General features: G+C 65.7%; 10 protein-coding genes. 4 read left to right on the forward strand and 6 right to left on the reverse strand.

Annotation, left to right across the window (positions count from 1 at the left end; genetic code table 11):
- Positions 1-74 precede the first annotated feature (74 nt).
- The 4 genes from trpS to K2Y42_RS18310 all read right to left on the reverse strand — a co-directional run bounded on the left by trpS (position 75) and on the right by K2Y42_RS18310 (position 4,831).
- Positions 75-1,133, reverse strand: a complete 1,059-nt coding sequence (gene trpS / locus K2Y42_RS18295; protein WP_291155267.1) for a tryptophan--tRNA ligase — start codon at positions 1,131-1,133, stop codon at positions 75-77.
- A gap of 81 nt (positions 1,134-1,214) precedes the next feature.
- Positions 1,215-2,792 (reverse strand): murein biosynthesis integral membrane protein MurJ, encoded by a 1,578-nt coding sequence (murJ, locus tag K2Y42_RS18300; protein ID WP_291155270.1) that lies wholly within the window; start codon positions 2,790-2,792, stop codon positions 1,215-1,217.
- 144 nt (positions 2,793-2,936) lie between these two features.
- Complete coding sequence (locus tag K2Y42_RS18305) at positions 2,937-4,163, reverse strand: nickel/cobalt transporter (protein ID WP_291155272.1); 1,227 nt, start codon at positions 4,161-4,163, stop codon at positions 2,937-2,939.
- Positions 4,160-4,831: a DUF1007 family protein gene (locus tag K2Y42_RS18310; protein ID WP_291155274.1), complete on the reverse strand. Its 672-nt coding sequence runs from the start codon at positions 4,829-4,831 to the stop codon at positions 4,160-4,162. Before K2Y42_RS18310 ends, K2Y42_RS18305 begins: the two co-directional genes overlap by 4 nt.
- A gap of 241 nt (positions 4,832-5,072) precedes the next feature.
- Between K2Y42_RS18310 and K2Y42_RS18315 the strand changes: the two genes are divergently transcribed.
- A complete protein-coding gene (locus K2Y42_RS18315; protein ID WP_291155275.1) occupies positions 5,073-6,161 on the forward strand; it encodes a zinc ABC transporter substrate-binding protein in 1,089 nt (362 codons plus the stop codon).
- A gap of 78 nt (positions 6,162-6,239) precedes the next feature.
- On the opposite strand, the gene K2Y42_RS18320 is transcribed toward K2Y42_RS18315, so the two are convergent.
- Both K2Y42_RS18320 and K2Y42_RS18325 read right to left on the reverse strand, forming a co-directional pair.
- Positions 6,240-7,211, reverse strand: coding sequence for a L,D-transpeptidase (locus K2Y42_RS18320; RefSeq protein ID WP_291155278.1), 972 nt, complete (start codon positions 7,209-7,211; stop codon positions 6,240-6,242).
- A 688-nt stretch (positions 7,212-7,899) separates the two neighbouring features.
- The gene (locus K2Y42_RS18325) at positions 7,900-8,379 is read right to left on the reverse strand and encodes a cupin domain-containing protein (protein ID WP_291155280.1); all 480 of its coding nucleotides are present in this window, start codon (positions 8,377-8,379) and stop codon (positions 7,900-7,902) included.
- Between the two features lie 120 nt (positions 8,380-8,499).
- Here K2Y42_RS18325 and ggt point away from each other — a divergent pair, with 120 nt between their 5' ends.
- The 3 genes from ggt to ubiE all read left to right on the forward strand — a co-directional run bounded on the left by ggt (position 8,500) and on the right by ubiE (position 12,172).
- The gene (ggt, locus tag K2Y42_RS18330) at positions 8,500-10,284 is read left to right on the forward strand and encodes a gamma-glutamyltransferase (RefSeq protein ID WP_291155282.1); all 1,785 of its coding nucleotides are present in this window, start codon (positions 8,500-8,502) and stop codon (positions 10,282-10,284) included.
- Positions 10,274-11,284, forward strand: coding sequence for an FAD-dependent oxidoreductase (locus K2Y42_RS18335; RefSeq protein ID WP_291155284.1), 1,011 nt, complete (start codon positions 10,274-10,276; stop codon positions 11,282-11,284). The genes ggt and K2Y42_RS18335 overlap by 11 nt, the downstream gene beginning before the upstream one ends.
- A gap of 105 nt (positions 11,285-11,389) precedes the next feature.
- Positions 11,390-12,172, forward strand: a complete 783-nt coding sequence (gene ubiE / locus K2Y42_RS18340) for a bifunctional demethylmenaquinone methyltransferase/2-methoxy-6-polyprenyl-1,4-benzoquinol methylase UbiE (protein WP_291155287.1) — start codon at positions 11,390-11,392, stop codon at positions 12,170-12,172.
- The last annotated feature ends 26 nt before the right edge of the window (positions 12,173-12,198 follow it).

Raw genomic sequence — 12,198 nt, forward strand, 5'->3', positions numbered from 1 at the left:
GCTCTCCCCCTGAGAGCGAGAGAGGCGCCCGGAAAGTCCGCTCGCACTCTCACCCCGGAGCGTCGTCGCACGCCTTACCCGCGGATGAAGCCGACGATGTCCTTGACCTCGTCCATGACCGGCGTCGCGATCGCGCGCGCGCGCCGGGCGCCGTCCGCCAGCACGCGGTCGATCTCCGCCGGATCGGCCATGAGGCGCACGATCTCGCTCCGGATCGGCCCGAGCTTTTCGACCGCAACCTCCGTCAGCGCCCGCTTGAACCCGGTAAAGATGCTCGGCCCCTCACCGGCCGTCGAAGCCAGCAGGGAGAGCCCGTCTTCCTTCGTCACGCCCGCAAGCGCCGCATAGATCCCGACCAGATTGTCGATCTCGGGCCGTGCGCGAAGGTCATCCAGGGTAGCCGGCGGCGCAGGCTCCATGTCCGTCTTTGCGCGCTTGATCTTGTCGGCAATCGTGTCCGTATCGTCCATGAGGTTGATGCGGCTCATGTCGGAGGGTTCCGACTTCGACATCTTCTTGGTGCCGTCGCGCAGGCTCATCACGCGCGTCGCCGGGCCGGTGATCACCGGCTCGGGCTGCGGGAAGAATACGCCGTCCGCGTAGCCCTTCTGTTCGATCGAGCTCCGGAAGTCGCTGTTGAACTTCTGCGCGATGTCACGCGCGAGCTCGAGATGCTGCTTCTGGTCGTCGCCGACGGGAACATGCGTCGCGCGATAGGCGAGAATGTCGGCGGCCATCAGGTTCGGATAGGCGTAGAGACCCACCGAAGCGGCTTCGCGATCCTTGCCGGCCTTCTCCTTGAACTGCGTCATGCGGTTCAGCCAGCCGAGCCGCGCCACGCAGTTGAAGATCCACGCCAGCTCCGCGTGCTCCGGCACCTGGCTCTGGTTGAACACGATGCTGCGCTTGGGATCGAGCCCGGACGCGATGTAGGCCGCCGTCACCTGGCGGATGGACGTCTTGAGCTCGGCGGGATCCTGCCAGACCGTGATGGCATGCAGATCGACGACGCAATAGATGCACTCGTGGGACTTCTGCATCTCGATCCACTGCACCATGGCGCCGAGATAGTTGCCGAGATGGAGGGTGCCGGTCGGCTGCATGCCGGAAAAAACGCGGTCTTGAAAGGTCATCGTCGCGGGGTCCATGCTCGAATTTGGCTCGCGCGCGTTATGGCGCGGCCAAGCGCGCGGCGCAAGGCTCGCGAACCCCGGCTAGCTCCGCCGCGTGAGATTGCGCAGTTGACGAAGCGTCATCGTCCCGGTGGCGAGCACGGCAACCGCGTAAACGGCAAGCCCGCCCCCGATCAGCGCCGAAAGAGCCAAGATGTGCGTGGCAAAGCCGGCGTTTGACGCGAAATACGGCCCGAGCACATGCGCCAGCGCCAGCAGCGCCGCGCCCATCACCACGCTCGAGATAAGGATCGTACCGAACGCCCGCACCATCCGCTTGTCGATGGTGAAATGCCCGCGCCGGACAAGCGTGCTCCACAGCAGCCCAGCGTTGAGCCACCCGCCGAGCGTGGTCGCAACCGCGATGCCGAGGTGCGGAAGCAGCCCAAGCTTGCGGAACCAGAAGAACAGCGCAATTGACCCGAGCGTGTTCGCAAACAGGCTGATCGTCGCGTAGCGCATCGGCGTCCTGGTGTCCTCGCGGGCAAAGTAGGCCGGCGAAAACACCTTGATCATCACGAACGACGGCAGCCCCAGCGCGAACACGGCCAGCACGGCCGCCGTCTGCGCCGTATCGGTGGCTGTGAACGCGCCGCGCTCGAACAGCACCTTCACGATCGGAATAGGCACCAGCGCCAGCGCCACGGCGGCCGGCACGGTCAGCAGCATCGCGAATTCGAGCGAGCGGTTCTGGCTGTCGAGCACGGCGGCGTGATCGCCCGCCCTGAGTTGTCGCGACACGTTGGGTAGCAGCACCACGCCGATGGCGATGCCCACGATGGCGAGCGGCAGCTCATAAAGACGGTCGGCATAGTAGAGCTGAGACACGGCGCCGGGCTGCTGCGAGGCGATCACGGTGCCGATCATGATGTTGATCTGAGTCACGCCGCCCGCGATCACGCCAGGAATTCCAAGAGTGATCAGCCGGCGCACGCCGTCCGTCATGCGCGGACGCCTGAGGCGGAGCGTGAAGTTGTTGCGTCTGAGGCCGTCCCACAGCAGCAGAAGTTGCAGAAAGCCTGCCGCGAGCACGCCCAGCGCCTGCACGACGCCGCCGTTCGGCTCGTTGTGGAGGCCGAGCGCGAAGCCGATGAAGATCGCCGCCGTCAGCGTGAGGTTGAGCACAATCGAGACCGACGAGCTCTCGACGAATTTTCCGAACGTGTTGAGCACGCCCGAGAACAGCGCCACGAGCGACATGCAGAAAAGGTAGGGGAAGGTGATCTGCGTCAGCAGCACCGCGAGATTGAACTTCTCGGCGTTCGCGCTGAAGCCCGGCGCCAGCAGATACATGAGCCACGGCATCGTGATCATGGCCACGATGGTCAGCACGGCCAGCACCAGCACCAGCCCGCTCATCGCCTCCTCGGCGAACGCGCGCGCCTGGTCGCGGCCGCGCTCTTCGAGCTCTTTTGCGAACAACGGAATGAAGGCCGAGTTGAACGCCCCCTCGCCGAACAGGCGCCGGAAAAGATTCGGAAACCGGAACGCGACGTTGAAAGCGTCCGCCACCCAGCCCGCGCCGAACGCCCACGCAAACAGGATATCGCGCACGAACCCGAGCACGCGCGACACGAGTGTCAGACCGCCGACAGTGGCAAAGGCGCGATAGAGCTTCATGGGGACCCCAAAAATCGGGAAACGAGAGATCCGTTCTCGGCCCGGTTCTTAGAGCCTGATCGTTCGAGATGCGAGCACTTCCGCTCGCATGAGCGCTCTGGAAGGGGATCGTCCCCGAAAAGGCTAGTAAAGCGGAAGAGCCTACTAAAGCGGCCCGGTCATGCCGCCGCTGAGAGAGGCCACGAAAAAGCTCGCGCCCATCAGGAACACGAGCGCCGAGCCGACGAGGCCCGCGCCCGTCGCCACAGCGCCCGCGAGCCGGCTTTCGCCGCCCGCAAGCCGCGTCGCCAGCTCCCGCGAGCCGACCGCCAGCGCGGCAAGCGTCGAGACCGTGATGGCCGTGCCGAGCGCCATCGCGAAGGTCGCGAAGATGCCCGCAATGAGCAGCCCCTGGCTGAGCGCGAAGATCATGATGAGGATCGCACCCGTGCACGGCCGGATGCCGACCGAGAGCGCAATCGCCAGCGCCTTGCGCCACGAAAGCGTGCCCTGGAGCTGCGAGGGATCAGGCATGTGAACGTGCCCGCAGCAGCTTCCGTCGGCGGCATGCACGTGACCGTCATGGGCATGCGCCTGAACGTTCGCCGGAGCGTGGTCGTGGGTATGGACATGCGCGTGGGTGTGATCGTGGGAATGATCATGATGGGAATGCGCATGCCCGCACCCGCAACTGCCGTGCCCATGATCGTGGGAATGATTGTGTGAGTGCGCGTGACCGTGGCCCGGTGCATGAGCATGATTGTGCGCATGAGACTGACTGGCGGGCACAGGCGATCCGGCAGCAGCCGACGGCGCGCTCCGCAACAGCTTCGAGAGCTGCCCGTAAAGCAACCAGATGCCGATCAGCGCCACCAGCCCCCAGCTTACGGTTTCGATCCACGCCTCGGCGGATTTGATTTCGAGGCTCGTCGCCCGCATTGCGATGGCGAGCACGCCCACGATGGCGATGGCCGACAGCGCCTGGATGAACGCCGCGAGAAACGACAGCATGATGCCGCGCCGAACCGTCTTCTCGTTCGCCAGCACGTAGGATGAAATCACCGCCTTGCCGTGTCCCGGTCCCGCCGCGTGCAGCACGCCGTACAGAAATCCGAGAAAGCCGAGCATCAGCGTCGCGCTCATCACGTCGCCGCTCTTGAGCTGGCGCACGGCGCCCGCAAGCTCGCGATTGATGCGCTGCTGCTGCGCCAGCACGAACGACCACGCGTCCCCCACCAGGCTGCGCTCGCCCTTGTGAGGCGCCGATGTCGTTTGCCCCGGCGCCAGCGGCGTCCCGAAGGGCGACCGCTGCGGCTCTGTCTGCGCCAGCGCGCCGAACGAAACCGCGAGCCCGAGAACCAGCGCCGCAAGCGCGGAAAACAATCGCATCATGATTTTTTGCAACCGAGGGTCACCGTTTGCGCGTAGCCCATGCCCGTGCCCGCATTGGCATCGCCCGCCGAGAGCTGACCGCCGAAGGACTCGTTGAGCGCCTTGAACTGTTCGAGTTCGTTCTCCGGAACGCCGACACTCGCCGTGCAGCCCGCCGGCGCACCGGCGCTGAGCTTAACCGGGTTGTCCTTGACGAAATCGAACGCGATGAAGAACGTCTCGTCGAACACCGCAAAATTGAAGTTCGGCGCATCCGCCAGCACCGGCTGCTCGAACGGCAGCGTGAAAAAGAGCGACAGCACGCTGTCCTTGTATTCGAGGTGATACTCGGTCGGATCCTTCGTCTTCACGACTTTTTCGCCCAGCTTGGCCACCGTGAAGTATCCGAACTCCTTGAGGCCATCGATGTTGACCTTCGCCAGCTCCGCAAGCTCTTCGCGCGAGTAGGTCCCATCTCCGTTGGCGTCCAGGCCCTGAATGGCCATCGCCGTGTACATGTCGTCGAAGGACCACTTGTGCTGCAGCCCTGTCACGGCGCCGTTCTCGTAGACGACCGTCGTTTCGACCGTCACCCACACGTGCGGATGCGCGCGGGCCGGGGGCGCGCTACCCGTCGCAGCAAGCGCCAGCACCAACAAGCCCACCAAGGCCGACCAAGTCTTTCGCAAAATGTCCTCCTGAGCGTCCGGATGGGCTCACTCTACCATACTGGGTAAGGCCGAGCCGGACGGGCATTCGACGTCAGGGACGCAGCGCTCCGCGACCTAAATCCGCCGCGCGATACCGGTCCGATCCGCGCTTAACCAGCCTGAAAATAAAGCAGGATCAAGGCGCGGCTCGCCCCAGTTGCGCCAATTTGGATGTTATAGTATCCGTAAATATCAGTCCACAGTCACCTTCGGAGCCGTCGTGCATCCAGCACCTGCATCGTCGTTTTACATCCCGCACCGCGCGGCCGTCCTCGGCGCCGCCGGATTGAGCGTGCTTGCGGCATTGCCCGCGGCCGCGGAAGTCAAAGTGACGGCGACCATCAAGCCGATCCACGCCCTCGTCTCCCAGGTCATGGAAGGCGTCGGCACTCCGGCTCTCCTCGTCAAAGGCGCCGCCTCGCCGCACACCTACGCCTTGAAGCCATCCGACGCGCGCGAGCTCAACAACGCCAATGTCGTGTTCCGCGTCTCAGAGGCGGTCGAGCCCTTTACGCGCAAGATCACGGCGTCGCTGCCGGACACCGTCCGCGTCGTCACGCTCGCCGACGCGCCCGGTATCGACTGGCTGACCATAAGAACCGGCGATTCGTTCGAAGCCCACGATCACGGAGCCGACGAAGCACACGATCACAGCCATGATCACGACCACGATCATGACAAGCACGACCACGGCGACCACAGCCACGATGACCACAGCCACGACGCCCACGACCACGCAGGACACGCCGACGAGCCTGCCGGAGACAAGACCTCCGCCGACCACAAAAACCGCGACGGCCACGTCTGGCTGGATCCGGAGAACGCCCGCAAGATGGTCGCCGAGATCGCCCGCACCCTGGCCGAGGCCGACCCCGCCAACGCCGAAACGTACAAGGCCAACGCAGCCAAGAGCGATGCGGCCATCGTAGCCCTCTCGGCCGACATCGCCCGCGAGCTCGAACCCGTGAAGGGCAAGCCCTTCGTCGTCTTCCACGACGCCTACCAGTATTTCGAGCGCCGCTTCGGGCTCGCAGCCCTCGGCTCGATCACGCTCAATCCCGAGGCCAAGCCCTCCGCCAAGCGGCTGACGGAAATCCGCAAGAAGCTCGGCGCGCTGTCTGCAAGCTGCGTCTTCAGCGAACCGCAGTTCCAGCCGAAGCTGGTCGCCGTCGTGACCGAAGGGACGAGCGCGCGCGCAGGCACCCTCGATCCCGAAGGCGCCCTCGTCGAGCCCGGCCCGCAGGCCTACGACACCCTTCTGCGCAACCTCGCCACCGGCCTCAAGACCTGCCTCGTGCAGGGCAGCTAGCCACGACGAGGGATGACGCAAATAGAAAAAGGGCGGCTGAACCAGCCGCCCTTTTTCTTTGATCGGATCCGTCGAGCGTTACTCGACAGTGGTCTGCGCCGCGCGAGAGATCGAGCCCGCACCAACCTTGCGATTGTAGCGCGTCACCTTCTTCTCTTCCGAAGCGGCCGGAGCCTTCGCTTCCTCGTCCGACACGCTCTCGGCCGGGCCTTCCTTGGAATACGTCCCGTCGGTGTTGCGCGTGTAGGTGGTCACTTCGTCGTCGCTGCCGGCCGTTGCGGGCACCGCGGCGGTCTCATCGGATTCGATGAAGAAACCGGTCTTCGGCGGGCTTGCGACGGAGCGCGACTTGGCCTTCGGCGTCTCTTCTTCGGCAACCGGAGCGGTAGAAGCCGATGCCGTCGTGGCAGCGGTCTTGCGTGCAACAGCCGCGTCAGCATCAGCGAAATCGCCCGGGCTCGTCTTGAACCGTTCCCACGTCACGACGACCTTGGTGCCGGTCGGAACGCGCGGATAGAGATCGATTACGTCCTCGTTGAACATGCGGATGCAGCCCTTCGAGACGTTCTGCCCGATGGTCCACGGAGCGTCCGTGCCATGGATGCGATAGGTGCTCGAACCGAGATAGAGCGCGCGCACGCCGAGCGGGTTCATGGGATGCCCGCCGGGCACCCAGCTCGGAAGCTTGGGATTTTCGCGCAGCATCTCAGGCGTCGGACGCCAATCGGGATTCTCGCGCTTGTTCGAAACCGTGGTCGTACCCTGCCAGCGGCTCTGCTCGCGCGGGATCGCGATCGGATAGCTGGTGGCCTGGCCGGCCTTGGTGATGTGATACAGGCGACGATCGCCGAAGCTCACGATGATCTGACCGGCGCTGTACTTGGGATCGAAGCTGACGGTCTGCTTCTTGCCGCCGCCGTATTCCGGCTCGCCGCCCCACAGGAATTCGATCAGCGTCTGGGCACTTGCGGGACCCGGAACGCCAATAATGCTCACAGCCACGATTGCCGCGGCCACGGCACTGCCGATCTTTGCCTTGAACTCAAACATCAACGAGACTCCCGCTGTCATAATTGCCAAGCCTGGGGCGAGTTCCCTCGACCGCCTCAAGCCTCTTGCCGGCATGTTGCGCCCGTTAAGTGAAGAGCCGGTATAGACCAGTCCGTCATATACCGGCAGAGCATGAGAGTCACACTGAGGTCTGTTCGCACCATGTGGCCCAACTTGAAAGGGCAACCGGTGCAATGCGGCAACGGTTGCCAAATCACAAGGCAAATCGGTCAGTTGATGCCCCTTCGCAGTGCATCGGAAACCCGCGAATGCGCTTGACCCGAACCGCCAAATCATCGAGAACAAAATAAGAACACAGTCGTGTTTCAAAGTGTGTTCTGTGAGCGCGTTGGCCGTGCGGGCCGCTCAAAGTGAGTGTTGAGTAACCGGGCGTAGTTTCCGGTCGGGTTGTATGCGTCAGTAATTTGTAGCGTCGCGTTGCGTTTGTCGAGTTGCGTGTACGGACGCCCGGTCGGAGTCCGGTGTTGCGTCTCCTGCGTTGGTTCGTTGCGTCAGTTGCGTCGTGTTGCGTCATGCGTATCGGCAAGAGCCGCGGATTTCCCTCATCCGGCGTGCTCCGCCAGAGAGTTTCAGAACTGTCACTTCGGCGCCGTCCGCGTTCGTGTGCGTATCAGATTTGGTCTGGCCCAACGGCCGGAACGGTGCCCCCGCCGTTCCGGCCGTTTTTTTATGGCTTGGCGGGGGCTGCGGCCGGCGCGCTCGTGGCCATGCCCTCCGCACCGATGAACACCGCCAGGATTCGCATCGGCCCCGCGCCCGCGTTGCGGCCGTTGTGCGCAAACCCGATGGCTTCCAGCATCGCGTCCCCCGCCCGGTAGGTGCGCACGCCCTTGTCGCCGTAGTCGACGTTGAGCGTTCCCTCGAGCACATAGCCGACGACGGGGCTGCCGTGCGTATGCCAGCCGGTCTCCTGCCCGGGCGCGAGCGTCACGACCGCCGCCGTCACTTTCGCCCGGCCCGCGCTCGGATAGATGAGCGGCTCGCCGATTACCGTCTCGCTCGCGGCAAGCAGCGGCGCAGCCGGCGAGGGCGGCATCGCATTGGGCGACCGCTTTTCGAACTCGCCCGAGAAAATCAGAAGTCCGGCCGCGCCGGCCGCAACCCCAGTTACGAACGGCAGAATTGAACGACGGAGGTGTTCAATCATGGGCTGGCCTCTATAACCGTAAGGATGTGCACCTCGTCCCGGCTGGACGGACGGGGCCAAGGAGAGCGGAATGAGCATGCCCGAGATTCGCGTGCCTGCGTGCAGCTTGAGGACTTGGGCATGAAGGCGATGGGCATGAAGGCGACGCTGCGGGGCGCTCTTCTCTCGATTGTGGTCTTCGGCATCGCCCTCCCCCTGCACGGCGTGCGCGCCGAGCAGCCGTCCGCGCGCCAGATCGAGCCCGAAGCAGACACCGGCCACACGAACAAAGACCTCGCGACCGGCAAGACATTCATGGTCTCGAGCGCCAACGCGGCAGCCTCTGAGGCCGGGCGCGAAATTCTGCGCGCCGGCGGATCCGCCGTCGACGCCGCCATCGCTATCCAGCTCGTGCTTGGCCTCGTGGAGCCGCAATCGTCCGGCCTCGGCGGCGGCGCGTTCCTGCTGCATTGGGACAGCACGTCCAAGACCCTCAAAACCTACGACGGGCGCGAGACCGCACCGGCCGCGGCACGGCCCGATCGTTTCCTGAAAGACGGCCGGCCCATGAACTTCAACACGGCGGTGCAGTCCGGCCTCAGCATCGGCACGCCGGGCCTCGTCCGCCTGCTGGAGCACGCCCACAAGGCGCACGGCAAGCTTCCCTGGGCCGATCTGTTCGCGCCCGCCATCCGCATCGCCCGCAACGGCTTCGAGATCTCGAACCGCCTCTATTTCCTGCTGCGCTGGTTCGGTCCCACCGGCTTGTCTCCGGAGGCGAAGGCTTACTTTTTCGACGGCAACGGCAACCCCTTCCCGATCGGCCACGCGCTCAAGAGCCCGGCCTATGCCGCAACGCTCGAAGCCATCGCGAAAGGCGGCGCGGATGCTTTTTATGCGGGGCCGATCGCCGAGGCCGTCGTCGCCGCATCCACTCACGCCACGAACGTCGCGGGCGATCTGACGCTCGCCGATCTCGCCGCCTACAAGGTCGTCGAGCGCCCTCCGGTCTGCGTGCCCTATCGGACGTACCGCATCTGCGGCATGGGCCCGCCATCGTCGGGCGGCATTGCCGTCGCGCAGGTCCTGAAGCTCATCGAACGCTTCGATCCCGGCCGCGGTCCGGGCGACGCCATGAACACCACGGCCCTTCATCTCGTGACGGAAGCCGAGCGCCTGGCCTACGCTGACCGCAACCGCTACCTCGCCGACCCCGACTTCGTTGCCGTGCCCGAGGGGCTCCTCGACGAAGGCTATCTCGCCGCGCGCAGCGCCCTCATCGATGCCGCCAAGGCCATGCCGAGCGCCGAGCCGGGCACCCCGCCGGGCCTCGACAAGCGCGCCTTCGGCGTCGACGCGACGCTCGAACGCGCGGGCACGAGCCACATCTCCGTGGTCGACGCCGCGGGCAACACCGTCGCCATGACGACGACGATCGAGGGCGCTTTCGGATCGGGCATGTTTGCGGCCGGCTTCCTGCTCAACAACCAGCTGACGGATTTCTCGTTCGCCCACACCGACTCGTCTGGCGCGCCCATCGCCAACCGCGTCGAAGGCGGCAAGCGGCCCCGCAGCACCATGGCGCCGATCATCGTCTTCGACGACAAGGGCGAGGTCTTTGCCGCGCTCGGCTCGCCGGGCGGCGGGCGCATCATCCTCTACGTCGTCAAAACGCTCGTCGCCCTGATCGACTGGAAGCTCGACGCCCAAGCCGCAATCGATCTCCCAAACTTCGGCAGCACCGGCGACACGTTGGAACTGGAAATCGGCTGGTCCACCATCTGGAAGGCGCTGGCGCTCAAGAGCTACGGCCACAGCATTTCGCCGGGCCTCATGAATTCCGGCGTCCACACCGTCGTGCGCCGCAATGGAAGCCTCGAAGGCGGGGCCGATCCGCGGCGCGAAGGGGCGGCCCTTGGCGACTGATCCCGAGCATCGGCAAATCACCGTCGTCGGCGCGGGCATCCTGGGGCTGTGGCAGGCGCTCGTACTGGCCCGCGCCGGACATCGCGTGCGCCTGATTGACGCCAGCGCGGAGCCTTTCGCCGCGAGCGCCAGCCGCCTCGCCGGCGCCATGCTCGCCCCCGGATGCGAGAGCGACGGCGCGCCCGAAATCCGGGACTTCGGCGAACAAGGTCTCGCCTACTGGCGCGCGCTCTATCCGCGCCTCGTCAACGCCGGCAGCCTCGTCGTCGCCGCCCCGCGCGATCAGGCCGAAGCCGCACGTTTCGCCCGCGCCACCGCACCACCGCAGACACTCGACGCGGCCGGCCTTGCAGCGCTCGAACCCGCACTCGACGGCCGCTTTGCCGCGGCCTTCTACTTTCCCGACGAAGCCCACATGGCTACGCCCGACGCGATGGCGTTCCTGCTCGATGCGGCGCGCGCAGCCGGCGCGGACATCGCGCTCGGTGAACGATGGGCGGGCTCCGCATCCACGCCCGGCATCGTTGTCGATTGCCGCGGGTTCGCCGCGCAAGACATGCTGCCGGATTTGCGCGGCGTCCGCGGCGAGCGGATCCTGATCCGCACCCGCGAGCTGCAGCTCACGCGGCCCGTGCGCCTGCTTCATCCGCGCCATCCGCTCTACGTCGTGCCCTGGAGCGGCGATCGCTTCCTGGTCGGCGCGACGGTGCTCGAAAGCGAGGATGCGGGGCCGATCAGCGTCCGCTCGGCGCTCGAACTGCTCGGCGCGGCCTATGCGCTGCACCCCGCGTTCGGAGAGGCCGAGATCCTGGAAACCGGGGCCGGCATCCGCCCCTCCTTCCCCGACAATCTCCCGCGCGTCGAGATCCGGGACGGAGGCCGGCACATCTTGGTGAACGGCGCCTACCGTCACGGCTTCCTGCTCGCGCCCGTCCTGGCGCACGCGGTGGCGGCCCATCTCGCGGCCGGAACGCCCCATCCCCTCGTCCGACTGACCTGAAGCCCCGGCGCGCCTCACGTTGCGACAAGCCAGCTCATGGCGTGTTGAGCGTCTTTTGGGAATTCCGGTTTCCACCCTTCCGGAAGCGCACTAAGGTCCCCGGCGATGACAAACTCCACTCCCCCATCTCCCGATCCCAGCACCGAAACGAGCTTCGGTTTCCGCACCGTGGCCGAAAACGAGCGCCAAGGCCTCGTCAACCAGGTCTTCTCGTCCGTCGCCTCGCGATACGACCTGATGAACGACCTGATGTCCGGCGGCCTGCACCGGCTCTGGAAGGCCGAATTCGTCACGATGATCGGCGCGCCGCGCAACGAGCAGCCGTTCAAGCTGCTCGACGTCGCGGGCGGCACCGGCGACATCGCCATCCGCTACGCGAAAGGCTCCGGCCCGAACGCGACGGCCGTGCTCGCCGACATCTCGCCCGAGATGCTGCAGGAGGGCCGCACCAAGGTGGCCGCGCAGGGGCTTAGCCCGCGCATCACGATCACGCAGGGCAACGCGGAGGCGCTGCCGTTTCCGGATCGCACGTTCGACGCCTATACGATCGCCTTCGGCATCCGCAACGTCACGCACATCGATCAGGCGCTGCGCGAAGCGTTCCGCGTGCTCAAGATCGGCGGACGCTTCCTCTGCCTCGAATTTTCCGAATGCCAGGTGCCGCTGCTCGACCGGCTCTACGACTTCCACTCGTTCGAGGTCATCCCGCGCCTCGGAGAGCTGACCGCCGGATCGGCCGAGCCCTACCGCTACCTCGTCGAGAGCATCCGCCGCTTCCCCAAGCAGGAAGCGTTCGCGACCATGGTGCGCGAGGCAGGCTTCGAGCGCGTGTCCGTGCGCAACCTCACGGGCGGCGTCGCGGCCATCCACTCCGGCTGGAAGATCTAGCGCGGCCGGACGTGGAGAAGCCTGTC

The sequence above is a fragment of the Hyphomicrobium sp. genome, from assembly GCF_019744875.1.
Classification (GTDB): domain Bacteria; phylum Pseudomonadota; class Alphaproteobacteria; order Rhizobiales; family Hyphomicrobiaceae; genus Hyphomicrobium_C.

Excerpts from the sequence above, each read along its gene's own strand:
- K2Y42_RS18325 (WP_291155280.1), bottom strand. The coding sequence starts at position 8,379 with ATGATTGAACACCTCCGTCGTTCAATTCTGCCGTTCGTAACTGGGGTT.
- ubiE (WP_291155287.1), top strand. The coding sequence starts at position 11,390 with ATGACAAACTCCACTCCCCCATCTCCCGATCCCAGCACCGAAACGAGC.
- murJ (WP_291155270.1), bottom strand. The coding sequence starts at position 2,792 with ATGAAGCTCTATCGCGCCTTTGCCACTGTCGGCGGTCTGACACTCGTG.
- trpS (WP_291155267.1), bottom strand. The coding sequence starts at position 1,133 with ATGACCTTTCAAGACCGCGTTTTTTCCGGCATGCAGCCGACCGGCACC.
- K2Y42_RS18320 (WP_291155278.1), bottom strand. The coding sequence starts at position 7,211 with ATGTTTGAGTTCAAGGCAAAGATCGGCAGTGCCGTGGCCGCGGCAATC.
- K2Y42_RS18305 (WP_291155272.1), bottom strand. The coding sequence starts at position 4,163 with ATGATGCGATTGTTTTCCGCGCTTGCGGCGCTGGTTCTCGGGCTCGCG.
- ggt (WP_291155282.1), top strand. The coding sequence starts at position 8,500 with ATGAAGGCGATGGGCATGAAGGCGACGCTGCGGGGCGCTCTTCTCTCG.